The organism is Streptomyces sp. NPDC007896, from assembly GCF_042959425.1.
In the GTDB taxonomy this organism is placed as follows: Bacteria; Actinomycetota; Actinomycetes; order Streptomycetales; family Streptomycetaceae; genus Streptomyces.
The window spans coordinates 211,278-235,813 of record NZ_JBIBKX010000003.1; the positions used below are offsets into that span (position 1 = coordinate 211,278).

General features: G+C 67.8%; 23 protein-coding genes and 3 pseudogenes. 19 read left to right on the plus strand and 7 right to left on the minus strand.

Translation table 11 applies throughout. The annotated features are described in order from the left end of the window. Position 1: 1 nt before the first annotated feature. From ACFZDJ_RS12150 to ACFZDJ_RS12160, 3 genes are all read left to right on the plus strand, one after another. Complete coding sequence (locus tag ACFZDJ_RS12150; protein WP_391058185.1) at positions 2 to 817, plus strand: hypothetical protein; 816 nt, start codon at positions 2 to 4, stop codon at positions 815 to 817. A gap of 380 nt (positions 818 to 1,197) precedes the next feature. Continuing rightward, positions 1,198 to 2,412 carry an ImmA/IrrE family metallo-endopeptidase gene (locus ACFZDJ_RS12155; RefSeq protein WP_391058188.1) on the plus strand — a complete coding sequence of 405 codons (1,215 nt, stop codon included), beginning with the start codon at positions 1,198 to 1,200 and terminating at the stop codon, positions 2,410 to 2,412. Then, a complete protein-coding gene (locus ACFZDJ_RS12160; protein WP_391058190.1) occupies positions 2,412 to 3,032 on the plus strand; it encodes a hypothetical protein in 621 nt (206 codons plus the stop codon). The genes ACFZDJ_RS12155 and ACFZDJ_RS12160 overlap by 1 nt, the downstream gene beginning before the upstream one ends. 238 nt (positions 3,033 to 3,270) lie before the next feature. Here ACFZDJ_RS12160 and ACFZDJ_RS12165 read toward each other — a convergent pair whose 3' ends face one another. Continuing rightward, positions 3,271 to 4,887, minus strand: coding sequence for a UvrD-helicase domain-containing protein (locus ACFZDJ_RS12165; RefSeq protein ID WP_391058193.1), 1,617 nt, complete (start codon positions 4,885 to 4,887; stop codon positions 3,271 to 3,273). A gap of 14 nt (positions 4,888 to 4,901) precedes the next feature. After that, the gene (locus ACFZDJ_RS12170) at positions 4,902 to 6,905 is read right to left on the minus strand and encodes an AAA family ATPase (RefSeq protein WP_391058196.1); all 2,004 of its coding nucleotides are present in this window, start codon (positions 6,903 to 6,905) and stop codon (positions 4,902 to 4,904) included. Between the two features lie 257 nt (positions 6,906 to 7,162). Between ACFZDJ_RS12170 and ACFZDJ_RS12175 the strand changes: the two genes are divergently transcribed. The 3 genes from ACFZDJ_RS12175 (at position 7,163) to ACFZDJ_RS12185 (ending at position 9,544) form a co-directional block, all read left to right on the plus strand. Then, the gene (locus ACFZDJ_RS12175) at positions 7,163 to 8,356 is read left to right on the plus strand and encodes a hypothetical protein (protein ID WP_391058199.1); all 1,194 of its coding nucleotides are present in this window, start codon (positions 7,163 to 7,165) and stop codon (positions 8,354 to 8,356) included. Positions 8,357 to 8,597: 241 nt separating this feature from the next. Beyond that, positions 8,598 to 8,873, plus strand: coding sequence for a DUF4277 domain-containing protein (locus tag ACFZDJ_RS12180; RefSeq protein ID WP_358389611.1), 276 nt, complete (start codon positions 8,598 to 8,600; stop codon positions 8,871 to 8,873). 458 nt (positions 8,874 to 9,331) lie between these two features. Continuing rightward, the gene (locus ACFZDJ_RS12185) at positions 9,332 to 9,544 is read left to right on the plus strand and encodes a hypothetical protein (RefSeq protein ID WP_358389609.1); all 213 of its coding nucleotides are present in this window, start codon (positions 9,332 to 9,334) and stop codon (positions 9,542 to 9,544) included. 368 nt (positions 9,545 to 9,912) lie between these two features. Here ACFZDJ_RS12185 and ACFZDJ_RS12190 read toward each other — a convergent pair whose 3' ends face one another. Next, positions 9,913 to 10,788 (minus strand): undecaprenyl-diphosphate phosphatase, encoded by an 876-nt coding sequence (locus ACFZDJ_RS12190; protein ID WP_391058203.1) that lies wholly within the window; start codon positions 10,786 to 10,788, stop codon positions 9,913 to 9,915. Positions 10,789 to 11,143: 355 nt separating this feature from the next. Here ACFZDJ_RS12190 and ACFZDJ_RS12195 point away from each other — a divergent pair, with 355 nt between their 5' ends. From ACFZDJ_RS12195 to ACFZDJ_RS12205, 3 genes are read left to right on the plus strand one after another with little or no spacing between them, the layout of a single operon-like run. Then, complete coding sequence (locus tag ACFZDJ_RS12195; RefSeq protein ID WP_391058206.1) at positions 11,144 to 12,346, plus strand: Gfo/Idh/MocA family oxidoreductase; 1,203 nt, start codon at positions 11,144 to 11,146, stop codon at positions 12,344 to 12,346. Continuing rightward, entirely contained in the window at positions 12,343 to 13,284 is a 942-nt protein-coding gene (locus ACFZDJ_RS12200) for a DUF6807 family protein (RefSeq protein WP_391058208.1), read from the plus strand. The genes ACFZDJ_RS12195 and ACFZDJ_RS12200 overlap by 4 nt, the downstream gene beginning before the upstream one ends. Continuing rightward, positions 13,281 to 14,012, plus strand: a complete 732-nt coding sequence (locus ACFZDJ_RS12205; RefSeq protein WP_390937124.1) for a cupin domain-containing protein — start codon at positions 13,281 to 13,283, stop codon at positions 14,010 to 14,012. Before ACFZDJ_RS12200 ends, ACFZDJ_RS12205 begins: the two co-directional genes overlap by 4 nt. A 67-nt stretch (positions 14,013 to 14,079) precedes the next feature. On the opposite strand, the gene ACFZDJ_RS12210 is transcribed toward ACFZDJ_RS12205, so the two are convergent. Continuing rightward, a complete protein-coding gene (locus ACFZDJ_RS12210) occupies positions 14,080 to 14,541 on the minus strand; it encodes a helix-turn-helix domain-containing protein (RefSeq protein WP_168507045.1) in 462 nt (153 codons plus the stop codon). Positions 14,542 to 14,643: 102 nt separating this feature from the next. Here ACFZDJ_RS12210 and ACFZDJ_RS12215 point away from each other — a divergent pair, with 102 nt between their 5' ends. After that, complete coding sequence (locus ACFZDJ_RS12215; RefSeq protein ID WP_384907824.1) at positions 14,644 to 15,813, plus strand: thiolase family protein; 1,170 nt, start codon at positions 14,644 to 14,646, stop codon at positions 15,811 to 15,813. 55 nt (positions 15,814 to 15,868) lie between these two features. Here ACFZDJ_RS12215 and ACFZDJ_RS12220 read toward each other — a convergent pair whose 3' ends face one another. Beyond that, entirely contained in the window at positions 15,869 to 16,648 is a 780-nt protein-coding gene (locus tag ACFZDJ_RS12220) for a VTT domain-containing protein (RefSeq protein ID WP_360268322.1), read from the minus strand. A gap of 49 nt (positions 16,649 to 16,697) precedes the next feature. Here ACFZDJ_RS12220 and ACFZDJ_RS12225 point away from each other — a divergent pair, with 49 nt between their 5' ends. The 3 genes from ACFZDJ_RS12225 to ACFZDJ_RS12235 all read left to right on the plus strand — a co-directional run bounded on the left by ACFZDJ_RS12225 (position 16,698) and on the right by ACFZDJ_RS12235 (position 19,972). Then, positions 16,698 to 17,432: a DNA alkylation repair protein gene (locus tag ACFZDJ_RS12225; protein WP_390937129.1), complete on the plus strand. Its 735-nt coding sequence runs from the start codon at positions 16,698 to 16,700 to the stop codon at positions 17,430 to 17,432. A 318-nt stretch (positions 17,433 to 17,750) separates the two neighbouring features. Beyond that, positions 17,751 to 18,920 (plus strand): elongation factor Tu, encoded by a 1,170-nt coding sequence (gene tuf, locus ACFZDJ_RS12230; RefSeq protein ID WP_382117203.1) that lies wholly within the window; start codon positions 17,751 to 17,753, stop codon positions 18,918 to 18,920. Between the two features lie 206 nt (positions 18,921 to 19,126). Continuing rightward, positions 19,127 to 19,972 carry a fused MFS/spermidine synthase gene (locus ACFZDJ_RS12235; protein WP_390937133.1) on the plus strand — a complete coding sequence of 282 codons (846 nt, stop codon included), beginning with the start codon at positions 19,127 to 19,129 and terminating at the stop codon, positions 19,970 to 19,972. Here the strand turns inward: ACFZDJ_RS12235 and ACFZDJ_RS12240 are convergent. Further along, positions 19,934 to 20,230, minus strand: a pseudogene (locus ACFZDJ_RS12240) (MFS transporter); the annotation flags it as partial. The gene ACFZDJ_RS12235 and the pseudogene ACFZDJ_RS12240 overlap by 39 nt on opposite strands. 405 nt (positions 20,231 to 20,635) lie before the next feature. Here ACFZDJ_RS12240 and ACFZDJ_RS12245 point away from each other — a divergent pair. From ACFZDJ_RS12245 to ACFZDJ_RS12270, 6 genes and pseudogenes are all read left to right on the plus strand, one after another. Continuing rightward, positions 20,636 to 21,016, plus strand: a complete 381-nt coding sequence (locus ACFZDJ_RS12245) for a WXG100 family type VII secretion target (protein ID WP_391058212.1) — start codon at positions 20,636 to 20,638, stop codon at positions 21,014 to 21,016. Positions 21,017 to 21,034: 18 nt separating this feature from the next. Further along, positions 21,035 to 21,403: pseudogene (locus ACFZDJ_RS12250) on the plus strand (RNase A-like domain-containing protein); the annotation flags it as partial. A 22-nt stretch (positions 21,404 to 21,425) separates the two neighbouring features. After that, positions 21,426 to 21,911 (plus strand): hypothetical protein, encoded by a 486-nt coding sequence (locus tag ACFZDJ_RS12255; RefSeq protein ID WP_391058215.1) that lies wholly within the window; start codon positions 21,426 to 21,428, stop codon positions 21,909 to 21,911. A gap of 41 nt (positions 21,912 to 21,952) precedes the next feature. Then, a complete protein-coding gene (locus ACFZDJ_RS12260; protein WP_075032352.1) occupies positions 21,953 to 22,252 on the plus strand; it encodes an RNase A-like domain-containing protein in 300 nt (99 codons plus the stop codon). A 25-nt stretch (positions 22,253 to 22,277) separates the two neighbouring features. Continuing rightward, positions 22,278 to 22,952, plus strand: coding sequence for a contact-dependent growth inhibition system immunity protein (locus tag ACFZDJ_RS12265; RefSeq protein ID WP_391058218.1), 675 nt, complete (start codon positions 22,278 to 22,280; stop codon positions 22,950 to 22,952). Between the two features lie 424 nt (positions 22,953 to 23,376). Beyond that, positions 23,377 to 23,970, plus strand: coding sequence for a DUF4291 family protein (locus ACFZDJ_RS12270; RefSeq protein WP_390937144.1), 594 nt, complete (start codon positions 23,377 to 23,379; stop codon positions 23,968 to 23,970). A gap of 95 nt (positions 23,971 to 24,065) precedes the next feature. Here ACFZDJ_RS12270 and ACFZDJ_RS12275 read toward each other — a convergent pair. After that, positions 24,066 to 24,519: pseudogene (locus ACFZDJ_RS12275) on the minus strand (MFS transporter); the annotation flags it as partial. Positions 24,520 to 24,536 lie beyond the last annotated feature (17 nt).

The window sequence follows — 24,536 nt, forward strand, 5'->3', positions numbered from 1 at the left end:
CATGGACAACTTCGACGACAGCACCCTCGAAGAACTGGCCGCCATGGTCTGCGGTGACGAGCCGGGTATGAAACGCCGAGCGGGCTGGGAACTCGCTCCATTCCTCCGCCGGGCCGGCTGGGAAGACGTCCCCGACCACGACGGAAGCCCGCGCCACCGCTGGGTCCACACCATCCTGCGCGAACGGCAGGAAGACCAATCAGGGGACACCGAGCGCGTCATCCTGCGCCTGGCCGACCGACGGGAATACCAACAACAACCCGCCGACTACGACACCGTCATCCAGCGCCTCCAGGAAGTCCTCGCCCTCGAAGGCCGCCGCATCGACTACCGCAGAGGGCAGCCGTTCCTCATCGAGTACGACCCCGACGAACCCCCTCGCTCCCAGCGCGTAGAGCTGAAAGTGGCCATCACCGACATCGTCTCCGACCCCGACCTGGCCCGCGCCGTTCAGCTACGCCTCGACGAAGCCCGCATCTGCCAAGAACACGGCGCCTACACCTCCGCCGTCATCATGCTCGGGAGCCTCCTCGAAGGCGTCCTCGTCCACGCCGCCGACGTCAGAACCGCAACCGTGCCGCTGCCCCGGCCTGCCCGCGACACACGGCTGCAGGACCTCATTCAGCACGCCCATACCAACCAGTGGATCGACCAGGACGCAAAAATGGCCTCGGACCTGCTACGGACCTACCGCAACCTGGTCCACCCCCTCGCGGAGAAGCGAGCCAAACACAGCGCAGACTTCGACACAGCCGACCTCTGCTGGTCCACAGTCAACGCCGTGCTCAACGACCTGGCAGCAAGCAACCCTCAATAGAGGACCGGGAGGATCTTGCTGGGGGGCCTCCTCCTCTGCACTCTGCCCTGGTCGGCGAAGTCATCCAGAGGCGCGGGGTCTCGGCGTGGCGCTCCTTCTATCCCGAGGGTTGCGAAATCCGCGGGTACGTAGATCATCACATTGATTGGGTCACGCGGTGAGCATGCTGCCGACACGGCTTGGGCCTGGACATGCCGTGTGGTCGCATTCGGTGCGAGAGTGGCCGTGGCGGCACTGGCGGGCGTCCAGTGCGTCACAGCAGGCCTAGATTCGCAACCTCGGCATAGAAATAGTTGCGATAGTGGAGATTAGTTGCGACACTGGTAGCGCAGAGACGGACGGCGTGGGGGGAGGCGGCTATGCGAGGCGGACTGACAGGCATGGAAGCGCTGGGTTCGTTGCTTCCTGCAGAGTCCTCGACCCGGACTGCAAGCCCTGCCGACGTCGGTCGCCGAGTCGGACAGGCCCGTACGCGCCGTGGGCTGACGGGTGATGCACTCGGTGTACTCGTCGGGCTGGGTAAGGACCAAATCTCAAAGATCGAAAACGGTCGGCGCAAGATCGGTGTCCGGGAGCTGCCGAAGTTCGCGGAGGTCTTGGGCGTCTCGGTAGCCCATCTGCTCGGACAGCCTTCCCGGCCGACCTTGGCCATGGCTCACCGGCTGGCCGGCGACACCAGCTCAGACGAGGACAGCAACGCCAAGCGCCGCGCCCTGCAGTTGCTTGAGGTCGAGGACGTTCTGACTCAGCGCGCGGCGCCGCCTCCCGCCTTGCCGACCGCAGCAGGGCAGCAGGTTTTCGACTACGCGCGCAAGGAACTCTCCCAGCGTCCGCGCAACAAGGCCGAGGCCGAGCGTCAGGGTAGACACCTGGCCGAGCAAATGAGACTCCAACTTGGTCTGGGGTCGCACGAGCTGGGTGACCTGCCCGGACTGATCGAGCGGCACTTCGGGGTCGACGTAGCGTTGTCTCCGCTCGGAACTCAGACGGATGGGCTGTGCATCCATGGTGACGGTGTGGCCCTGATCGTGGCCAGCACTGACTTCTCCCAAGGTCATGTGCGGTTCACCCTCGCCCACGAACTGGGCCATCACCTGCTCGGTGACCCTCGAGACGTCATCAACGAGGGCGAGCGGGACATGTTCGCGGACAATCTGCAAGAAAGGCGTGTCAACGCCTTTGCGGGCCACTTGCTGATGCCCGAGGAGGGCATTCGCGAGACCCTGAAATGGCTAAGTGCTGGACGTGTCACCGAGCGCAGCCTGGTTGCACTCATGGAGCAGTTCGGTGTCTCCCTGGCGGCCCTGGTCTACCAGCTCTGCGTCATGGGCTTGATCACCTACGATCAGAGCAAGCGCCTGCGCAGCCAGAGGGTGACAGATCTCGTCACACGCCACGTCTCGGTGGCTCCCACTGGTGCGGGGATCACGGTTCGGCAGACAGTCCGCGCGCCCGAGCGTCTCTTGAGCGCTGCGGTAGACGCAGCACGCAACCAGCACGTGGGCCTGGGCGTAGTGGCGACTTTGCTGCAACGCGAGGACGACGATGCTCTGTGGGATGCGGTGATGGAAGCTGATCCCGAGGTGCTCGTCTGATGCCGGCCAGCGCGGTGACGACTCCCGCGCCTGCAAAGCCTGCCCTGTGGTTCGTCGACACCTCCTCGCTGTTGTCCCTTGCTGCTGATGACAACTTGCGCCAGACGGTCCAGGGTGAACTGGTATCGCAGCGCCGCGTCTTGCTGGACGTCGTCGTCGGCGAACTGGAACTCCTGGCAAGCCAGGGCCCACCGGGCATCAAAGACCTGGCGGTAGCAGCGCTGCGGCAACTCGACTGGCTCGGAGAACCCGTAGACACCGACGAACTTGTCGCGGCGGAGCGGGTCGTGGAGATTCAGGACATCATGCGCAGCGGTAGGAGCCTGAGACATCCGGTGGAACACTGGGCAGAGTCAGTGATCATGGCCATGGCGGAGCGGCTTCAGCAGATGGACCCGTGCATGCTGTGCGAGGACTACAACGCACGCGTTGAATCACTCCACCACAACCTCACGCCCTTCAGCATCCACAAGCTACTGGCTCGCATGGTCCAAGGTGATCGCCTCGCCGCTGACAATGCGGTTAATTTCGCCGATGCTCTCCAGACTGCTGAACGAGGGAACGACTATACGGCCGGGGAGTTCATATCCGGCCGATTGGGACGTGTGGGCCATCCCTAGCCCTGGTCTAAATCGCCTGTGCGGTGGTATTGCTACGCGGACACAGTGCTTCCGTCACGCGGCCGGATGAGAGCACATTTTCGCGTCGGCTCGGCATCGTGTTGACGGGCGCGATGACGAGGGCCTGCGGCGGGACTGTGGCGATCGGTATCGAGGCCATTTGGCGAAAGGCGCGTAACGCGGCCTCTACCGCGTAGACGCGTCGTTCGCCACGAGTGATGGTGCCCCGGGGCGCCCTTCACGGATGGACTGTGCCCGAAGCGAACCAGTTGCGAGCTGTTGTGTCCGCTCCGTCAGGGAGGTCGTTGATGAAGACCACGGCCAGGCCGCGGCGTGCCCGTGAGCAGCAGACGTAGAAGAGGTTGCGTGAGCGCTCGGTGCGCTCAGGTTTGTCGGTGCCGGCAAGCATCTTGCCGATGTTGTACATGGTCCAGACGGAGTCGTCGATCACTACGACGACATTCTCGAATTCGTCTCCCTTGACGCCGTGTTGGGTTGAAAAGGGCGTGAGTTCATCGATGAATTGGGTGACGCTGATGACTTCCCGGTAGGAGACGTCACGGATGTTGTTGGAGAATTCTGCTTGTCGCTTGTGTCGCTTGTGTCGCTCGTCGAGGTCGGCTACGGTTCTGCGGCGCTCGCGGTCTTTCACCCTTCCGGGTACGGTCAGGAGGGGGCTGTGGGCCATGAGGTCCAGAACATCACCGATGGTCCCGGTCGCGCGCACCGTGTCGAGCTCGCGAATTGCTTCGCTGATGATCCTCTTGTCGGTATGCCGGGTGATGCGTCTCTTTCCCTGGCCCAGCAGGTCTGTCAGTTCCCCGTAGTCCCGGGCCTGGTAGGCCGCGCACAGGGCTTCGATCTGCGTCAGGTACTGGATATAGGGCTCGTTGCGCGCCATGAGGTCATCGGGGCCGTGGCTGCCGAGCTGCCGGTACTGCTCCAGCAGGTTGGCGTATTCGAGGGTGCCCGCGATGCCACGATGGGTCAGCAAGAGATACTTCGAGCTCTCAAGCGACCAGCCCGTGCTCGCGAGGGTGGCTTGAGCGGCATCCAGCCGTCGTGGCCCCGGCGGCACGTCGGTGCTGAGGAAGAGGTGTACCTCGCCCTCCTGCTGCTTCCCGGAGGCCTGCTGGCGGAGTTCGGGCCGCATCTTGTTGAGAACGTCGACTACAGGGCGCGAACACCGGTAGTTCTCGATTTTGGTGATGGGCGTGAGCTTGTCGTGCCGGACTGCACCGACGCCGGATCGGTAGATCTTCTGCATCGAGTCGCCGAAAAGGCCGATCACACAGGGTTCCTTGCCTACTCCTGCCAGGTGGTTCAGCAGCAGGTCGATCGTCTTCGGCGAGGTGTCCTGGTACTCATCGACGAAGATGACCGGATATTTGCTGGCGATGATGCGTATGAGTTTGGGGTGGCTAGCGGCGAGCCGCAGGGACAGAGCGATGACATCGTCGTGGGATATGCGGCCCTCGCTCAGCTTCCGCCCGCGGTCGGAGTACTCGATCGTTGAGGGAGCGGCCACCTCAGTGAGGTCTTCAGGCTTGGACAGGGTCTCGTTGTAGTCGAGGATCTGCTGCCAGAGCTCACGCGGGTAGGCCTGGATGACGCTCCAGAGGAACTCGTGGATCGTGCCGACGGCGACGAGCGGGTCCGCCGAGATGCGTTCAAGGATCTTCTTCTTGGCGACGTTCGTGTATGTGATGCAGGCGATCTGCCGACCGTTCGCCTCAAGTTCCGAACGCCGGCGGTTAAGGAGGTACTGAAGGGCGTGGACAAGGTCGGTTGTCTTGCCGGCGCCGGCCCCTGCTTCCACGAGGAAGCTGCGCCGGGCGTCCAGCTCCTCGACCACGGCTTCGAGGGTGTTCAGGCTAGCCACTGGAGTCCTTCGGCGATGTAGCGGGGGACGGCCCAGTCCTCCAGGAGCATGACGTCGAACGCGAAGTCGGTCTTGTGCTTGGAGAGCCGTTTGGCGATGGCGAACGCATGGCCTTCGATGTCTTCAGGGGCGGGGTCGGCCCCGACTTCCTGAACGAAGGCTCTCTTCAGCTCCAGGTGCCGCAGGTCTCGGGCGAGGACTGCGGCGTTGGCGATGATGAAGGCGTCCTCGAAGCTGCGTGCACAGACGCCTGCCTGCTTCTCCGGAACCTGGTAGGCCACGCGCACATGACCGTGCTCCTTCGCGTCCGCGCCGACGTCGAGGAGCTTCGCGATGCTGGAATGACCCGGAAGCCAGTTCTTCAGTGTGGAGTTCGAGGTGACCGCCTGCGCGGTGCTCGGCGGGCAGGCCTTCTGATCTGTGGGGCTGACGGAGTCGATGTCGGTGATGACCAAGGTCTTCACGCTGAGGAAGTCGAGCAGTTCACGGAACCGGACCGCGTAGGCGTCACCGACCTCGATCACCGACACGTACTGGTGCAGGAGGCCTTCGGCGCACCGACGGACCATCTCAGGCAGCAGCAGTCGCTCCGCGGTGCCCTCGATGAGGATCACCTTGTCGGCGAAGAACATGTCGCAACGGTGCAGGACCATGTACTGGCGCAGGAACCGCAGTGTCTCGTCACCGTCAGGAGTGGCCTTGACCTTCGCCTGGAAAGTAGAGAGGTCCTTGACCTTGCCGTCCGGCTCGGAGCGGTCGAAGTACCGCACTGAGTGAAACCCGCCGCTGGCGACGATGTGCGAAGAGTGCGTGGTAATGACCACCTGCACCTTCCACGGGGCCTTGCGCTTGATGAAGTCCTGAATGTTCTTGATGAAAACCTCCTGCATCTGGGGATGCAGGTGGGCCTCCGGCTCCTCGATGAACAACACCTGGAGCGCCGGCTTCGGGGCAGCACGCTCGTAGGCCTGGTGAAAACTGATGACCTGCAGGATCGTGAAGATCAGCTTGCTGTAGCCGAGCCCATTGTGGCCTTCGGGAAGGTGGAAGTCGCCGTCTCCAGACGGATACTGGAGCCGCGTGCTGCCCCTGAGGATGCCCGAGCCCTCCATCAGAGACACGATGCGAGGCTTTTCGACAGGTGTGATCGTCCCAACCCCGAAACTACGCAGGTCCTCGAAGACCGGGTCGAACAGCGATTTGTAGCTGGTGTCGAGCTCCAGCGACGCTGCGGCCAGGGCATCCTCGATCTGCTCGATACTCTGATGACGCCCCCCAGGCCCGCTCTTGACCTTGTAATAGGTCTCGAACGTCTTGGACAGGGTGCGGGCCTTGTCCCCTGGGGTGTCGTCGACCTTGGTCTGCGCGTAGACGAACTTGACCGAGACGATCGCCTGCGCGGCACTGCGCTTGATCTCCTTCGTCACCTTCTCATCGACCGGGCTCACTGCTCGAAAGACGGAGACGAAGTAGTCCGTGAAGTTCTTGCGCAGCCACTTGATGGGTTCGAATTTCGGCCTGTGACTCGCAGTCCAGAAGTCCTTGAGCAGGTCGTGCGGCCTCGCTGCCTCCAGCGCCGCTTCAATCTTGACTGTGAAACAGGAGTCGTCGAGGTCCAGGATCACGTCCGTGAGCGGAGCGAGGTCATCATCCTCGGCGTACTCGATCGTGAGTCCCAGCCGGATGGACGGCACGAGCTCGTACGCCTTGGCCAGCAGGCCCTCCCGCGTCTCCTGATCGCCTTCAGCCGCATGTCTCTGTGCTTCACCGAAGATTTGAAGGGCCTGTTCGATGTCAGGGATCCGGCAGGTAGAGAAGTCCTCCAGCACGAAGCGCGTGTCGTCGTCACCGAAGAACTTCTCGAAGAGGTTTACGAACGACGTCTTGCCGCTGTTGTTGCGTCCCACGATGAGCGTGGTCTGGTGATCGATCCGCACGTCCGCCTTGTCCAGAGCGCGGAAATTGATCACGGTGGCATGGATCAGCTGCATCGCACTCCCGACATCGTTCCAACCCCGCTCACGGGCAGACGCACTCGTGCGACCGCCGCGAGTCAAAGCAGTATCTGATGCTGAAGGGACAGAGGTGCCTACTTGGCTCAAAGTGGTCAGAGGTGTGGCGGGTTGGATCTGTTTCGGCCGCTGCTGGATCCTCGGAGCGCGACGAGGCCCCGCCGAATCTGCCGGGGTCTCGTCGCATCAGGCGCATCCGCCCGTTGGGTTGAGGTATGAGCAGTTGTCTCGCAGCCATGTCCGAGTGCCTGCTCAACGCCGAGATGGCCTTCGCGGGCAAGTGGTACGGCGTTCGCTGCGCTACTGAGCTGCGTTCCGAGGATCCCAGCAGGTCCGCGGAGCGGATCGTCGGCCTGCTCTGCGACGAAGCAGATGCCGCGGAAGCGGAGTTCCGGCGGCTTCGAGACCCTCGGCTGAGGCTGGTTCTCCGTCGGACGCTTCCGGAGAATGGTGCTGTGGAACGGCGGATTGACTTCTGGCGCGAGCGGCAGATGCTCTGTGGGCGCTGCGATCATCGGTGGTGCGTCGATCTGGACTGGTTCGATCGGTGGGAGCAGGCGAAGGAGACCTGCCCCGGCTGCGGCATGACCTGCGAGCACGAGGACTCGCCTCGGGTGACGGTCGACTCCGGCGACCGGGCGCTCGACGACGACAGGGTCGCGCAGTTCTCCTGGTACCACACGAGCACGCAGCCGGACTGGCCGACGCGGCACTTCGACCCCGCAGCCGTCTTGACTCCCGAGACCCGCAGGAGGATGGGCGGAGAGCAGCGGGTTTCCGCGTGGGACGCGCGCCAGCGGGCGAAGGCCCTCCACGTCGGTACGTACGAGGCCGTTTTCCACAACATGCTGCGTCGGATCCGCGACCAGGCCGACCGGCGCAGCCAGTTCTATCTGTATCGGGTCCGTCTGAAGCCATACGTCGTGGTGCGGGAGGGGTGGCTCGTCGACCCCGGCAACTTCGTCGGCGACGTCGTGCTCGACGAGGTCTGCCCGCCGGGCGTCGACGTCGCCCGCTACCTGAACTACCACGAGGATCCGGGAGGGCTCTCGCTCGCGCTGGGGAGGGACGCGATCGCCGGCGTTCAGCGGATCGCTGTTCCGCTCCCCGACACCTGGGATGGCGGCTGGGTGCGCGATGCCGTTGCGGCTCTCGAGGGCGTGAGCGGCACTGCCGTCCCGGCGACCGGCAAGTTGGCCCGCTGCATGCGGCCGTCATCGTCGCGAGCCGTCCTGGGCCGAGAGCTCGGTGCGTCCCTGGCTGGCAGACTGCCGGTCAACCTCCAGGCCCCGTTTGCGTCGGCCGCGGCGTTCGCGGAGGGAGAGGATCCAGAGCAGTGGGCGCGACGGACCAGCGGCCTGTTCGATCTGATCGACGATCCGACTCGCGTGCTGGCTGCGCTCGACCAGCAAGATCCCTGGGAGGTCTGAGAACGGCCTGTTCGCTCCTGAGGGGCAGGAAGCCCGGAGGTCGCTGTCGGTCTTCCAGGTTGGCGCCGCCCTGAGTCGGGAGAGCGGGAGTAAGGGCTTTGGGGTTGGCTGCCGTCGCCGAGGTACCAGGTCGAGCTCTGCCGCCCTTGCCCGACCCGCAGTTGCCGCAGCCAACCGCGTGGTTTGAGGACCGTCTCGTAGACGGCCCGGAGTGTCGTCCGGGCGGACGGAACGCCCTCGCGTGGAGGTCGTGGTTGAGTCCGTGGTGACCAAGCGCCTGGGCGCTCTGCCTGTCGCTGCCGAGGTTCTGCGTCGGCTGGACGTCGTGTGGATCGTCGACGGGCTGCGGCCACCGGATTCGCGGGCGGACCTGACGCACGGCCAGGTCATCGAGGTACTGGTGGCGAACCGGCTGACCGCTCCCGCGCCGCTGTTCCGCGTCGGGGACTGGGCCTACTCGTGTGAGGCCGTCAAGGGTCTTGGTGGAGGCCGATGCGTGTCCCGGCTGGTGCATTGACGCAGCTCATCGGTGTCTTGCTGGGGCTTCGGCGATCAGCGGCGTTGTCGCGTCCGGCCAGTGGCAGCAAAATGTCTCCTAAGGGACACCACCGGAACTCGAAGATGTCCATGGCGAGACGCCGCTGCGATTTCGGCACCATATCTGACTCGCCGCGAGCTGTGCGATCAGCTTCAAAGATCGCCTCGCAGTATTGATGGCGTTGTGGGCGACCCTGTACACCGCGAGTCGTGCAGGATCGGCCAGGCCTCAGCGCAGACGATGTCCTCGTCGTCCAGTCATATCCCGGTGTGCCGGCCCTCGGGCCACCATCGGGTGTGGCTCGGCCCACGGCACTGTGCGCGGTGGCGCGGGACGGTGCAGATCTCATGGGCCGAACAGCAGGCGAGGAGCGTCCGTGAACCGGCCTGGTGGAGGGGCCTTTCGAGGATGGGCGGCGTGCGGCGGAGCCGGTGCGCGTGCTCAAGCCCAGTCAGGAGCTGGGCGAGGCCGCGGAGGCCCTTCACGGCGCGGCGGTGTGGAGCACCAGCTCCATGGCCGCGCGCCGGATGAGATCGCCAGCGGCTGGGGACATCCGGCTCCTCCAGGTCCTCGCGATCAACGGGGACATGGGGGAAGTCGCCATCGCGGGGCACTGGGCACGGGTCCGCACGGTGAGGCAGTCGAGGTGACGCACACGTGGGAGGACGTGGAAGCGCGCCTCGACCGGCTCATCGTCACGGCCGCCGCCGCGCTGGACGACCTCGCCGGCGATGCCTGGGACACGGGGGGCGAGCGGCTGCGTTTCCGCGTAGCGAGGGTCGCGGCCTTGGCCGGACATGAAGCTCAGCTGACCCGCTCCACCCTCTGCAGGGAAGGGCCCGCACGGACGTGCGGCCCCTCCGTGTCATCCACCGCTTTGCGGACGCACACGTCCTAGTGGGACGTATCCCGCCTCCCCGGTGGGAGATGAGTGGGAGACAAGTGGGAGATGATCATGGCGTGGTGCTGCAATCAGGCGCTAGGAAATGCTAGATAGCGCTACCTGCGCGGCCCTGGTTCAGCCGCCGGATTCGCCCGCGTGCGGGCTCAGTGCACCCATGCTGACCAGCACAATCACCACCACACCGAGCGCGATCCGGTACCAGACGAACGGCATGAAGCTCTTGTGCGAGATGAACTTCATGAACCACGCGATGACGGCGTATCCGACCGCGAACGCGATCACCGTCGCGAAGATGGTCGGCCCCCACGCCACATGTCCGTTCGCGGTGGCGTCCTTGACCTCGAAGGTGCCTGAGGCGAGCACGGCCGGCATCGCGAGGAGGAAGGAGTAACGGGCCGCCGCGGCGCGGGTGTAGCCCATGAAGAGGCCGCCGCTGATGGTCGCGCCGGACCGGGAGACGCCGGGGATCAGGGCCATCGCCTGGCAGAGGCCGTACAGCAGGCCGTCCTTGACGTTCAGGTCCTCGAGTGCCTTGCGCTGCTTGGGTGCCCGGTGCTTGCCGCCGGTCTCGTCGCGCGCCGCGAGCCGGTCGGCGATGCCGATGACCACGCCCATCACGATGAGCATCGTCGCGGTGATCCGCAGATCGCGGAACGGGCCCTCGATCTGGTCCTTGAGTGTCAGACCGAGCACGCCGATGGGTATGGAGCCGACGATGACCAGCCAGCCCATCTGGGCGTCGTGGTTCCGGCGCATCTCCTTGTTCGTGAGCGAGCGGAACCACGCCGCGAGAATCCGGCCGACATCCTTGCGGAAGTAGATCAGTACCGCCGCCTCCGTGCCGAGCTGGGTGATCGCGGTGAAGGCCGCTCCGGGGTCCTCCCAGCCGGAGAACGCCGCCGTCAGGCGCAGATGCGCACTGGAGGAGACGGGAAGGAATTCGGTCAGCCCCTGGACGAGTCCGAGGATGAGGGATTCAAACCAAGACATGAAGTGAGGTGGTCCAAGCGCTGATCGGAGAGGGGCGACGGGCACGTCGAGCCGCTGTGGGCGGTGATCACGGGTGTTGGTGGCAGCGTAGCGTCCCCCAAGGGCAGCTCTGCCACAGGGGTTTCGTGCGCAGACAGTGGGCGGGCGGTGGGCGGACCGCGGGCGGGCGGTGACGGTCTTGTGCCGACCCGGTGGGCAACGTTGTCCACGGTGTGACCGGGGTGTTGACCTGCCGCTGGACCGGCGCATACGTTGCAGCGGAGGAGAAAGCGCTTGCTGCCGCCGGTTCCGCTTCGGTGACACCATGCGTTGGCCAACGTCTGACGTCACGTCCGGTGGAGCGCTGATCACGTACATGAGTAAGAGCACCGAGTCCGCCCCCGACCGCCCCGCGACCTCGTTCGAGGGCCGCCGTATCCGGGCCGCCGTCATCGGTACGGGCGCCATCGCGCGCGGGAGCCATGTTCCCGCGCTCGCCCGGCTCGCCGAAGAGGGGGAGACGGAGATCGTCGCCGCGGTCGACATCGCGGAGGACGCCGTCCGGAAGTTCAGCGCCGAGGCGGGCATCCCGCACGCGTACACCGATCTGGACCGCATGCTGGAGGAGCAGCGGCCGGACCTGGTCGCGATCTGCACCCCGCCGACCCTGCACCGGGACCAGACCGTCGCCGCGCTGCGCGCCGGGGCCTGGGTCTGGTGCGAGAAGCCGCCGGTCCTGACGCTCGCCGACTTCGACGCCGTCGAAGCGCAGGAAGGGAAGGACGGGGGCCCGTACGCGGCCATCGTCTTCCAGCACCGGTTCGGCTCGGGGTCCCGGCACGTGCGGCGCCTCATCGCCGAGCGGACCATGGGGCGCCCGCTCGTCGCGCACTGCCAGACCACCTGGTACCGCAATGCCGAGTACTACGCCGTGCCCTGGCGCGGGCGCTGGGAGACCGAGGGCGGCGGGCCCGCGATGGGACACGGCATCCACCAGATGGACCTGCTCCTGGACCTGATGGGACCGTGGAGCGAGGTGCGGGCCATGGCCGGGCGCCTGGTGCACGACGTGGAGACGGAGGACGTCTCGACCGCCCTCGTCCGCTTCGAGAGCGGCGCGCTGGCCACGATCGTCAACAGCGTCCTGAGCCCGGACGAGGTGAGCCGCATCCGTATCGACTGCGAGCGCGCCACCGTCGAGCTCACGCACCTTTACGGCCACAGCAACGACAACTGGCGGATCACCCCGGCCCCCGACGTGTCCGACGAGGACGTGGCGGCCTGGCGTGACTTCGGTACGGACGTACCCAGCTCGCATCTGGAGCAGCTGCGGGAGCTGGTCGCGAGCATGCGCGCGGGGGAGCGGCCGCGCAGCAGCGGCGCCGACGGGCGCACCAGCCTGGAACTGATCACCGCGCTCTACAAGTCGGCGTTCACGGACACGACCGTCCGCGCGGGGGAGGTCGGGCCCGGGGACCCGTTCTACACGGCCCTGCACGGGGGCGCGCCGGGCTGGGCGCCGGCCGCCGCGTCCACCGGCGAGTCCGCGTCCACCGCGAGTCAGGAGGTGTCGGCATGACCGAGTCCGCGCAGGGTGCGCTGCGTATCGTCCACGCCCATGGCGATCGCATCACGATCAGCGACACGACCACCGGCGTGGAGCTGTTGAGCTACGTCTACCGGCCCGAGGCGGCCTGGGAGGCCCCCAAGCCGTATCTGCACCCCCTCAGGACGCTGGCCGGCGACATCGTCACGGACTACCGGCCCAACGACCACCGCTGGCACAAGGGTCTGCAGATGACGGCCTCCCACCTGTCGGGCTCCAACCTGTGGGGCGGCAACACGTACGTCCACGGGGAGGGATACCTCGAACTCCCGGAGCGCGTCGGGTCGATGGCCCACGTCGGCTTCGACGAGGTGGCCTCGGACGGGAGCCGAGCGGTCATCGCCGAGCGCCTCACCTGGCATCCGTACGACGGTGAGCTGTGGGCAGAGGAGGAGCGCCGCGTCGAGGTGCACGACGTCGATCCCGCGTCGGGTTCCTGGGCGCTGACCTGGACGACCGCGGTCACCAACCGGCGGGACGAGGCGCTGCGCTTCGGCAGCCCGACCACCGCGGGGCGGGAGATGGCCGGCTACACGGGCCTGTTCTGGCGCGGACCGCGTGCCTTCCGGGACGGCCGGATCATCGGGCCCGACTCCGAGGGGCCCGGCCTCATGGGGCAGCAGGCGCCCTGGCTCGCGTACTCCGGCGAGCACGACGGCGCCGACGGCCACGCGACCCTCGTCTTCGCGCACGCTCCCGAGAACGACCACACCGGGGAGGCGGGCGCCCACCCGGCCCACTGGTTCGTGCGCAACGATCCGTTCGCCGCCGTCGCCCCCTCGTCCGCCTTCTTCGACGAGCTCGAACTCGCCCCTGGCGACACCCTCACCCGCCGCTACCGCGTCGTCGTGGCCGACGGGGCCTGGGAGCGCGAGGAGGTCGTCAAGTACCTGGAGGAGCACCCGTGGTGAGCGGCGCGCACGAGACCCCGGTGTTCAGCGGGCTGCCGGGCGCCGTCGCCGTCTCGCACCTGTGCGTGTACGACTGGCCCGCCGCCGACGGGGTCTCCGGCGGAACCCCCCATCTGCACCTGACCTGTTCGGAGGCGTACGTCGTCACCGGCGGGCGCGGAGCGGTGCAGACGTTGACGACGTCCGGGTACGAGGTCACGCCGCTCGAACCCGGCACCGTCGCGTGGTTCACGCCCGGCACCATCCATCGCCTGGTCAACGAGGACGACCTGCGCATCACTGTCCTCATGCAGAACAACGGCCTGCCCGAAGCGGGTGACGCCGTGCTCACCCTGCCTCCGGAGTACCTGACCGACCCCGAGACGTACGCGGCCGCGACGGTCATCCCGGCCGACGCGCCCGAGGCGGAGCAGGAGCGGGTCGCCCGGGCCCGGCGGGACCTCGCCCTGGAGTGCTACCGGGCGCTGCGCGCGGCGGACGGGCCCGAGCCGCTCGCCGCGTTCCACCGGGCCGCGGCCGCGCTGGTGCGGCCCCGGCTCGCCGCCTGGCGCGAGCGGTGGCGGCGCGGTGCCGAGGCCGCCGCCGCGGCCACGGGAGAGCAGCTCGACCGGCTGGAGCGGGGCGACGTCTCCCACCTCGCCGACGCCCTCGTACGGGCCGAACAGCCGTCCGCGCACGGCAAGTTCGGGATGTGCGGACGGCTCGACGTATACAAAGGGACCGATTAGCCCCTACGGGGGTTCTTCCGGGCCCGCGCCACCGCAGGTCCGTCCCTGAGCCAGTGCAGGCCCCTCCCTACGCCACCGCAGGCCCCGTCGCCGTCCAGCCCGGGGTCTGCGGGTGGGCCGTCAGGTGGCCGTGCTCGACCACCTCGCCGCACTCCCGGCACACGACCTGCGGGACCAGCTCATGGCCGCAGGTGTGTTCCAGCACCATGGGACGGAAACCGCCCTCCTGGAGATGGCGGTCGCCCCACGCCATCAGCGTGTGCAGCACCGGCTCCAGTTCCAGACCGGCCCGGGTGGGCCGGTACTCGTAGCGCTTCGGACGGTCGCTGTACTCGACCTTCTCCAGTACGCCCGCGTCGACGAGCCGTTTCAGGCGGGCGGTGAGCACATCGCGCGGTGCGCCGATGTTGCGGACGAGCTGGTCGAAGCGGGTGGCGCCGAGTGACACCTCGCGCAGTACCAACAGGGAGTACTTCTCGCCGACGAGAGCGAGTGTGTCGGCGATCGAACAGGGGCGGGCGTCCTTCATGCCACCAGTCTAGGGGGTGGGTTGGATTGTCCAACTCACTGGGTTACTCTTGAGTCACCTAGTGGGTTTGGAAAACAAACTTAGTGAGTCTGGAGATCGAACATGCGTGACGCCGTCATCGTCGAAGCCGTACGCACCCCCATCGGCAAGGGCAAGCCGAACGGCTCCCTCGCCCACGTCCACCCCGTGGAGCTCCTCGCCCACACACTGCGCACCCTCGTCGAGCGCTCCGGAGTCGATCCGGCGCTGATCGACGACGTCATCGGCGGGACCGTCAGCCAGGTGGGCGAGCAGGCCGCGAACATCACCCGCTACGCGGCGCTCTCGGCGGGCTTTCCCGAGACGGTGCCCGCCACCACCGTGGACCGCCAGTGCGGCTCGTCCCAGCAGGCCGTGCACTTCGCGGCCCAGGGTGTCCTGTCGGGGGCGTACGACATGGTCGTCGCCTGCGGTGTGGAGTCGATGAGCCGTGTGCCCATGGGCTCGAACGTCCGAGGTACCGAGGATCCCTTCGGACCCGGGATCGCGGCGCGCTTCCCGGAGGGCCTGGTACCGCAGGGCATCAGCGCCGAACTCATCGCCGCCAAGTGGGGCCTGTCGCGCGCGCAGCTGGACGCCTTCGCGGTCGGCTCCCACCAGAAGGCGGCCACGGCCTGGGACAAGGGCCTCTTCGACGCCGAGGTCGCGCCCCTGGAGTCCGTGACCCGCGACGAGAGCGTCCGGCCCGCCACCACCACGGAGATACTCGCCGGACTCAAGCCCGCCTACTACGCCCCGGCCTACGCCGAGCGCTTCCCGCAGATCGACTGGTCCGTCACGGCGGGCAACGCGAGCCCGATCAACGACGGCGCGTCGGCCGTGCTGATCACGTCGAGCGAGACCGCGGCCAGGCTCGGCCTGCGCCCGCTCGCCCGCCTGCACAGCTTCGCCGTCACCGGCTCCGACCCGCTGCTGATGCTCACGGGCGTCGTCCCGGCCACCGAGAAGGTGCTCCGAAAGGCGGGGCTCACCCTCGGCGACATCGACCTCTTCGAGGTGAACGAGGCCTTCGCGAGCGTCGTCCTGAGCTGGCAGCAGGAGACGGGCGCGGATCTGTCCCGGGTCAACGTGCACGGCGGGGCGATCGCGCTCGGCCACCCGCTCGGCGCGAGCGGCACCCGGCTGACGACCACCCTCGTGCACGCGATGCGCGAGCGCGGAGCCCGCTACGGGCTGCAGACGATGTGCGAGGCGGGCGGACTCGCCAACGCGATGGTCATCGAGGCCGTGTAATCGCGGACGGCCCGCGGCGTCCGGGGTTCCCGAGAGCCGCCGTGCGGAAGGCTGATCAGTGTCCGCGCAGGTGGTGGCGCTTGCGCCAGGCCACCACCGCGCCGACCAGGGCCGGCAGCGCGATGAAGCCCATGGCGATCAGGAAGGCGGGGGAGGTCGGCGCCGAGGCACGGGCCCCCGCGACGGCGTACGCGGCGGTGTTCGGGATCGATCCCAGGGCGGTGGCGAGGAGGAACGGCAGCCAGCCCATGCGGGAGACGGCCGCGCAGTAGTTCGCCGCCCAGAAGGGCACGCCGGGGAACAGCCGCGCCATCATCATCGTGCGGAAGCCGTGCCGGCTGAGCTGTCCGTCGGCCGCCTTCAGCCAGCGGGCGCGCAACAGCGGGCGCAGCGCGTCCTGCCCGAGGATCCGGCCGAGCCCGAACGCCACGCCGGCGCCGAGCACCGTGCCCGCGAGCGCGGTGCCGAGGCCCAGCTGCGAGCCGAAGAGCGCGCCCGCCGCGAGGTTGAGCAGCGGCCTGGGCACGAACGCCACCGTGCACAGTCCGTACGCCACCGCGAACACCACGGCCGCCGCGGCGCCGCTGAGCTGTGGCGGCCAGCCGTCGGAGAGCAGCCGCTGCGGTTCGAAGAGCAGCACGCTCGACGCGGCCGCCGCGAGCAGCACCAGCAGCAGGGAGAGCCGGGACCAGGGCGAGAGCAGGACTCTCGTGCAACGGGCGGCGAGGCCCGTGGGTGTGGAGACGGCGAACTCCGCGGCAAGGGAGAGCTCAGCGACGGGAGCCGGGGGAACGGCTGTGGCGGTGCCCCCAGAGCGGGTGGTGGCATCGAGCATTCGGCGACACTAACCGACCCGTGTGTGTGATCGCCGTATGGTTCGTCTCATGGGCGTCACAGCTTCCGGAACGTCGGGTGCGCGGTTCGAGGTGCCGAACAGTTCCCTCGCGGACACCGTGCTGGAACGACTCACCGCCACCTACGGCGCGGCGGCCGATCCGGAACGGGCCGTGTCCATGCGCGCGTACATGAAGGACGTCGCCCCCTTCCTCGGTCTGACCACGCCCGATCGCCGCACGCTGTCCCGCACGGTCCTCCTCGGGACAGCGGCCCCTGAAGAGGCCGATTGCACCGCCGTGGCCCTGCGCTGCTGGGCGTTGCCGGAGCGCGAGTATCACTATTTCGCCGTCGACTACCTGCGCCGCCATGTGAGGCAACTCTCTTCCGGTTTCCTCCCGGTGACGCGCCATCTCGTCGGCACGGTCTCCTGGTGGGACACCGTCGACGCACTCGCCGCCCACGTGGTGGGAGGCCTCGTGGCCGCCGATCCGAAGCTGAAGAGCGACATGGACGCGTGGATCGAGGACGACGACCTGTGGGTCGCCCGTACGGCCCTGCTCCACCAGTTGCGTTACAAGGACACGACCGACACCGAGCGGCTCTTCGCCTACTGCGTACGGCAGTCCGGACATCCCGACTTCTTCGTCCGCAAGGCGATCGGCTGGTGTCTGCGCGAGTACGCGAAGACGGACCCGGAGGCGGTACGGGCCTTCGTCGCCCGGGAACAGGGGCGGCTCGCGCCCCTGTCCGTACGCGAGGCGCTCAAGAACATCGGCCCCTGACACACCGGCAGAAACACCCGCCACACCCGCCCTCGTGGCGGGAAAAACCATTCGACGTGGCCGGATACGTCGGCGATGATCGCCTCATGTTCCGGCACGCCTTCCTCCTCGCAGCATCCGCAGTCGCGGATGCGCCGAAGGCTGCCGTCCCGATCATCGTGGCCGCCGTCGACGGCGCCCGAAGCTGACCCTTCCCGGATCGTCCGGCGGACCCCGCAGGGGGAGGGTCGGCAAGTCCTTGGGGTCCCCGTCCCGGCCGCTGAGCGCCGGGGCCATCACTCAGCTCCGCTGACACTGAAGAGGCTTCGAGGTATCGCCATGCCCAAGACGGCATACGTCCGCACCAAACCGCACCTGAACATCGGCACGATGGGTCACGTCGACCACGGCAAGACCACCCTGACCGCCGCCATCACCAAGGTCCTCGCCGAGCGCGGCTCCGGAACCTTCGTACCGTTCGACCGGATCGACCGGGCGCCGGAGGAGGCCGCGCGCGGCATCACCATCAACATCGCGCACGTCGAGTACGAGACCGACACCCGCCACTACGCGCACGTGGACATGCCGGGTCACGCCGACTACGTCAAGAACATGGTCACCGGCGCGGCGCAGCTCGACGGGGCGATCCTCGTCGTCTCCGCGCTCGACGGGATCATGCCGCAGACCGCCGAGCACGTGCTGCTCGCCCGGCAGGTGGGCGTCGACCACATCGTCGTCGCGCTGAACAAGGCCGACGCGGGCGACGAGGAGCTGACCGACCTCGTGGAGCTGGAGGTCCGCGAGCTGCTCTCCGCGCACGGCTACGGGGGCGAGTCCGTACCCGTCGTACGGGTGTCCGGTCTCAAGGCGCTTGAGGGCGACCCCCGTTGGACGGCGGCGATCGACGCGCTGCTCGACGCGGTGGACACGTATGTGCCCATGCCCGAGCGGTACCTCGACGCGCCGTTCCTGCTGCCGGTCGAGAACGTGCTCACGATCACCGGGCGCGGGACGGTCGTCACCGGCGCGGTCGAGCGCGGCACGATCCGGGTCGGCGACCGCGTCGAAGTGCTCGGCGCGGCCGTCGACACGGTGGTCACCGGCCTGGAGACCTTCGGCAAGCCCATGGACGAGGCGCAGGCCGGGGACAACGTGGCGCTGCTGCTGCGCGGCGTGCCCCGCGACGCCGTACGACGCGGGCACATCGTCGCCGCGCCCGGCAGTGTCGTCCCCAGGCGCCGTTTCTCGGCCCAGGTGTACGTCCTGTCGACGGGCGAGGGCGGTCGTACGACGCCCGTCTCCACCGGGTACCGGCCGCAGTTCTACATCCGCACCGCGGACGTGGTCGGTGACGTGGACCTCGGCGAGCGGGCGGTCGCCCGGCCCGGCGACACCGTCACGATGACGGTCGAGCTCGGGCGCGAGGTGCCGCTGGAGCCGGGGCTCGGCTTCGCGATCCGCGAGGGCGGCCGGACGGTCGGCGCGGGGACGGTGACCTCGGTGGGCTGACGGCCGAGGGGCAGGACGAGGGTGCCCGTCCCGCTACGAGGGTGCCCGTCCTGCTACGAGGGTGCCCGTCCTGCTACGAGGGTGCCCGCTCCCGCTACGAGGGGAGCGGGCACCGACTCGTACCGATCGCCGTCGCAGAGGCCGCGGCCCGCGCGGCGGTCAGGCAGCGCTGACAGGCCTCCTGGAAGGGGCGGCACAATGGACCCGTGGACGAGCCGATACCCGTGACACGGACCGTGGATCATGGAACCGCCAAACTGATGCCGGACGTGGACCGGAGGAGGGCCTGGCTGCTCACGGTCGATGGCGCGCCGCAGTCGTACGTCGATCTGGACGAGCCGACCCATCTGGAGTTCGAGTACGCCCGACGGCTCGGGCACGTCCTGGACACGGTCGTGGAGTCGGGACGGCCCCTGGACGTGCTCCACCTCGGCGGCGGAGCCCTGACGCTGCCCCGCTATGTGGCCGCGACCCGCCCCGGCTCACGGCAGGACGTGGTGGAGGCCGACCTGGGCCTGCTGGAGCTGGTCCGCGAGCACCTGCCCGTGCCCGAGGACGCGGGCATCACGCTGCACGGCGCGGACGCGAGAGGCTGGCTCGAATCCGCCGCGCCCGCCTCCGCCGACATCGTGATCGCGGACGTCTTCGGCGGCGCGCGCGTCCCGGCGCACCTGACGTCCACGGCGTACGCGCGCACCGCCGCGCGCGTGCTGCGCGAGGACGGCGTCTATCTGGCCAACCTCGCCGACGCCGCGCCCTTCGTCTTCCTGCGCTCCCAACTCGCCACGTTCGCGACCGTGTTCGAGGAGCTGTCCCTGATCGCCGAACCCGGTGTGCTGCGCGGCCGGCGCTTCGGCAACGCGGTGCTCGTGGCCTCCCACCGCCCGCTCGACACGGCCGTCCTCGCCCGCCGCACGGCCGCTGACGCCTTCCCGGCGCGCGTCGAAAGCGGCGCGGCGCTACGGGAGTTCATCGGCTCCGCCGCACCCGTGCGCGACGAGGACGCGGTTGCCTCACCCGAGCCGCCCGGCGGTGCCTTCAGCATCGGCTGACCGGAGCTCGACCTCCGCCACCGGCGACCCCTGGGTCACCGGCTTGGTCCGCCGGGTCAGATTCCGTACGTCCGGCACGCACAACACCGCCGCCGTGACCACGACGACCAGCGCCGAACAGCCCCACAGGGCGGTCGTACGCCCGAGGGCCGCTTCCGCCGGGCCCGCCAGGGCGGTCGCCAGCGGGACCATCGCGATCGAGCCGAACCAGTCGTACGCCGAGACGCGGGAGAGTTCGTCCTCGGGGATCTCCTGGTGCGGCGAGCAACGCCTGAACGAAAGCAACCTCTACCGGGAGTTGCTGTACCCCCTTTCGAGACGAACTGGGGGCATCCTGCCCGACGGGTATCGCTTCGGCGCCGGGAAATGCCGGAGGAGTAACTGGACCGGTCTGAGCTTCCGTCCAACCGGCCGTGGCGTCGATCACCGATCGCATGACACCACGGCCGCGTGGGTTGCGACGTACCTGACCGGCGTCGCGTCTGCCAAGACTTAGCGCTCCGCTGTCTGTCGTCTCGCTCTATTCCCCCCGTACATCCGTTACTGGTGCCCCTTCCGTAAGATCCTTAAGTCTGTTGGGACACAGAATGCCGACCAGTCGGGGGATGCGACAGGGGAGTAACCGACGCAGGCGCGGACGAGGGAGGCGGCCCCGATCTGCGTGTGTCGTCGAAGGGCCTGACGAAGCTCGCCGGTGACCTCGGCGACATGCAGGACCATCTCGACAAGCAGGTCAAGCGCATGGACGCGATCGTCGACCGCATCGAGGTCGGCTGGCGCGGCCCAGCGGCCACGGCGTACCGGGAGTTCCACCGGGCGGCCACCGAGGACGCCGTACGCATCCGTGAAGTGATGAAGCTGCTGGAGGGGGCCGTACGGCTGAGCCGGGACGGGTTCAGCGAACACGACCTGGAGGTGCTCGAACAGATGCAGCGCATCCAGGTGGACATCAACAGCGAAGTCGACAGGCTCTCCACGCCGAACCCGGAGATCGGGACGGGCGGTGCTCCGTCACCACCGCGCAGCAGCCTCGACTCCTTCTGACCTGAGACCGATGAGCAGCTCGCGCAGCGACTCAGGGATCAGCCGACGATCGACGCCGCTTCCACTTTCACCGATCTGACCTCCGCGCAGAAATACACACAAGACGCGCTGGAATATGTGGGACCGCCCGCTAATTCAGGTCAGCAGAACGCAGGCGTTGACAATCAGGAAAAGATTAAGAGGTGGCTCTCCAGGCCGCGTAGCGACAGTTCGATTCTGACTCTAGATCCGGTTGGGTTCAATTCTGTGACCGGGCGTACCGTTGAGGCGGGGAACCCTCAGGTAAGTGCGGCGCAGGACACGCACACAGTGAAGGTCGTACTTAAATATAAGAATGGCCTTCACCCGCCCTATGTGGTCTATACGTCCATGCCGACGCTGCCGTGAGCACACCGTGGGAGGATCTGTGATGGAGAGGAAGACGGGCCTGCCCGCCTGCGTGCAGGGGCGTTTCGGCGAAGGTCAGTCTTTCGCCGCGCTCGTAGCACGCAAAGGCGCGGACTGGCATGACACCGTCATGGACACGATCCAGGAGCATCCCGTGCTCCGGCAGGTCGACCGCACGGAGTTGCGAGACGGCATCCTGCAGGTCGCACCCCCCAAGGCCCTGGATCTGGCCGGGCTGATTTCGGTCGGATCTCTTCTCTACGGCCCTCTGAAATCCCTTCGCACACCGGATGTGGAACGCGACGCATGTCTGCGGGACGTCCTGAACGCCGTGGGGAATGACGCCCGTTTCTTCACCAATCATGGGCACGCGGAAGACGGTGAAGAGGCCGACTTTCTGGCCTCGTCCTTTCACGCCAATGCCCTTGCCGGCACCACCATCGACATCTGTCTCATCGGGGTGTCGGACGAGAACGTGCTGGTGCTCTGGCGCTTCGAGGACGACTAGCCAATCGCTGCCCCCACAGCTTCCAGGAGAGGACACCGAAGGTGCGCACCCGTTCCGCCACCTACCCCGACCGCGAGACCGCCCAGTGGGCCACCCAGCAGGTGGTCACCGTCAACGAACAGGCCATCCATCGCTGGCTGGCCCAGTCCACGCGCCCGCGCCTGACCATCGAGGCGTCCTGGCCGTCCCGGCCCGAGCCGGCCGGACGCGTCCTTCTGCAGGCGATGATGCTGGCCGGGCGGGAGCCTGTCGATGTCCGGGCGGCCCGCGTGGTCCTCAAGCGGGACACTTCCCGCCCCCACGGCTTCACCGTCCACGCCACCTTCCCCATCTACCTGTAGAGACGACCCGTAGAGGCTGACCACCGTGCCCCTGAGCCCCCTCGAACACGACCGCCGCTACGGCGAACTCGACCAGGTGATCCGCGCCTACACCGGGCAGCCGGCCGACGACACCCCGGACGAGGCCAGTCAAGCCCTGACTGCTTATCTCCGGCAGACCTGGCACAGGCGACCGTGGGCTCTCGCCATCGCCGAGCGACAGCTGCGGGACTACGCCGAGAATCCTCCGGGGCGCCTGCGGCTGCGCCTCGGGGAGTTCTACGCGATCCCCGACGTCGGCCTGCCCGAAGACGAGATCCGGCAGTGGCTGCACTGCCTCGCCGATCACCTGAAGCACAGCATCGAGGAGGGCGAGGTCCCGCCCCCGGACATCCCCGCCACCCACTGGGAATGGCGCGCCCGTTTCCCCGAGCTGGGCCAGTTCCTCGGCGGTTGGTTCTCGCAGGACATGCCGGACGAGTTCAACGACCACGACGCGGCCGTCGACGACTACCGAACCTCCACCGACCCCCATCTCGTCGCCCGGCTCGTCGGCGAGCTGCACGAACTCCTGACGCTCGACCTCGACGAGTCCGACTACGCCCTCGCCGTCGCCGAGCTGGGCATGGAGGTCGACTCTCCGGCACCGTATTCACCCAGCGGCTGGCTCGCACTCGTCGTCGACCGGCTCACCGGCCCGCAGGCCAAGTACGGGTCCTGAGCAGGAACCGATGAGTCGACGTGACATGGTGTCGCCCGCCTGCTCGCCCACCCCATGAGGTGAGCGACGGGTCACATGGCACAACAGGCTCGCCGGGACGGGGGTCAAGCTAGGTGACCCGTTCGAAACGAACTGGGGAGCGTCGTGCCCGACCGGCATCGCCCCCGCGCCAGAAGCGCCGGAGAAGAAACCGGACCGGCCTGAGTCGAGCCCCACCGGCCGTGGTGTCGATCGCCGTTCGCGCGCCGCCATGGCCGAGCTGTCTTGCTGAAGGGGCCGAACCATCGATGCGGCCATAAGAGCGCTGGCCGTACTGCAGGCGAGGTCCTTGCCTGCCCTCGCGCTAGCTGAGGCAGGGGACGCCACCACGGCATACGCGAAAATCAATGGCCGACGGGAACCGGTCGACCCCACCCTGTACGCCATGGAAGAACCGCTGCGCGGCATCCGTGCGCTCCACACGGCATCCACGATCACCGTCTACCAGGCGTACTCCCCGGAGATCGGTATGCCCGCAGTTCGCCAGGGCCGATTTACCGCTGCGTGGAAGCGGGACCGTATGACGTGGATCAAGCCGTCTTTTCTGTGGATGATGTACCGCTGCGGCTGGGCGACGAAGGCCGGGCAGGAGACTGTTCTGGCCGTCGAGATCACCCGCGACGGCTTCGAGTGGGCACTGCGCCACGCGTGCCTGTCGAGCTATGTGCGCGGGCTGCACCTCGACCGCGGCACCTGGCAACATCAGCTCAAGCGCGCACCGGCCCGCGTCCAGTGGGACCCGGAGCGTGACCTGCACCTGCGCCCCCTGACGTACCGCTCACTCCAACTCGGGCTCTCCGGCGAGGCCGTAGGGCGCTACGCGGACGAGTGGACGGTGGCCATCAGCGACGTGACTCCGCTCGCCCGCGAGATCCACGACCTCGTAGGCCGCAACGAGCTGGACGCTGCGACCGTGCTGCTGCCCCAGGAACACCCCTACCCCGCCGGGGACGAACTGCTGGCCCATCTCCGTCCATGACCGGACAAGCCGACCGAACGGCCGACGGCCGTCCGTGAGAGGAACGACGGCTTGATCCATGTCAAGCCGTGTTCACAGACCGTTTCTAAAACGCTCGGGATGTTCTGGGGCCGGGAGGTCATCCACGACACCCCAAAGGCGCCGCTGACGAACATCACGGCACACAGCGGACCCACCGGGACCGGCACCGCGAGCGCGGCGGCCAGTGGGAAGACGCAGAGAGTGCCCGCGAGCAGGAGCCGGCGCGGCTTCCAGCGGGTCATCAGCAGTGCGCCGCCGACGGTTCCGGCACCGAACGCGCCGAGCGCGAGCCCCCATGGACCCGGGCCGCCGAGGCTGTCCCGGGCCGCGACCATCACCCGATGGCGCGGCAGCCGGTCCGCGACCGCTCCGCCGATCAGCAGGAAGAGCACCAGTGGCAGCGTCCGAGCCGCCGCCACCAGTCCCACGTCACCCCCCGTTGCCGCCCGCCCCGAGCACCGCGAACGCCGAGGCGATCAGCGCGCCCTGGCTGCCCAGGTTGGTGACGACCGCGGCGGCGGTCAGCAGGGTGTGGTTGCGGCCCG

Coding starts and splice junctions, on each gene's coding strand:
- ACFZDJ_RS12150 (WP_391058185.1), top strand. CDS start 2: ATGGACAACTTCGACGACAGCACCCTCGAAGAACTGGCCGCCATGGTC.
- ACFZDJ_RS12155 (WP_391058188.1), top strand. CDS start 1,198: ATGGAAGCGCTGGGTTCGTTGCTTCCTGCAGAGTCCTCGACCCGGACT.
- ACFZDJ_RS12160 (WP_391058190.1), top strand. CDS start 2,412: ATGCCGGCCAGCGCGGTGACGACTCCCGCGCCTGCAAAGCCTGCCCTG.
- ACFZDJ_RS12170 (WP_391058196.1), bottom strand. CDS start 6,905: ATGCAGCTGATCCATGCCACCGTGATCAATTTCCGCGCTCTGGACAAG.
- ACFZDJ_RS12175 (WP_391058199.1), top strand. CDS start 7,163: ATGTCCGAGTGCCTGCTCAACGCCGAGATGGCCTTCGCGGGCAAGTGG.
- ACFZDJ_RS12190 (WP_391058203.1), bottom strand. CDS start 10,788: ATGTCTTGGTTTGAATCCCTCATCCTCGGACTCGTCCAGGGGCTGACC.
- ACFZDJ_RS12195 (WP_391058206.1), top strand. CDS start 11,144: ATGAGTAAGAGCACCGAGTCCGCCCCCGACCGCCCCGCGACCTCGTTC.
- ACFZDJ_RS12200 (WP_391058208.1), top strand. CDS start 12,343: ATGACCGAGTCCGCGCAGGGTGCGCTGCGTATCGTCCACGCCCATGGC.
- ACFZDJ_RS12210 (WP_168507045.1), bottom strand. CDS start 14,541: ATGAAGGACGCCCGCCCCTGTTCGATCGCCGACACACTCGCTCTCGTC.
- ACFZDJ_RS12215 (WP_384907824.1), top strand. CDS start 14,644: ATGCGTGACGCCGTCATCGTCGAAGCCGTACGCACCCCCATCGGCAAG.
- ACFZDJ_RS12220 (WP_360268322.1), bottom strand. CDS start 16,648: ATGCTCGATGCCACCACCCGCTCTGGGGGCACCGCCACAGCCGTTCCC.
- ACFZDJ_RS12225 (WP_390937129.1), top strand. CDS start 16,698: ATGGGCGTCACAGCTTCCGGAACGTCGGGTGCGCGGTTCGAGGTGCCG.
- tuf (WP_382117203.1), top strand. CDS start 17,751: ATGCCCAAGACGGCATACGTCCGCACCAAACCGCACCTGAACATCGGC.
- ACFZDJ_RS12255 (WP_391058215.1), top strand. CDS start 21,426: ATGGAGAGGAAGACGGGCCTGCCCGCCTGCGTGCAGGGGCGTTTCGGC.
- ACFZDJ_RS12270 (WP_390937144.1), top strand. CDS start 23,377: ATGGAAGAACCGCTGCGCGGCATCCGTGCGCTCCACACGGCATCCACG.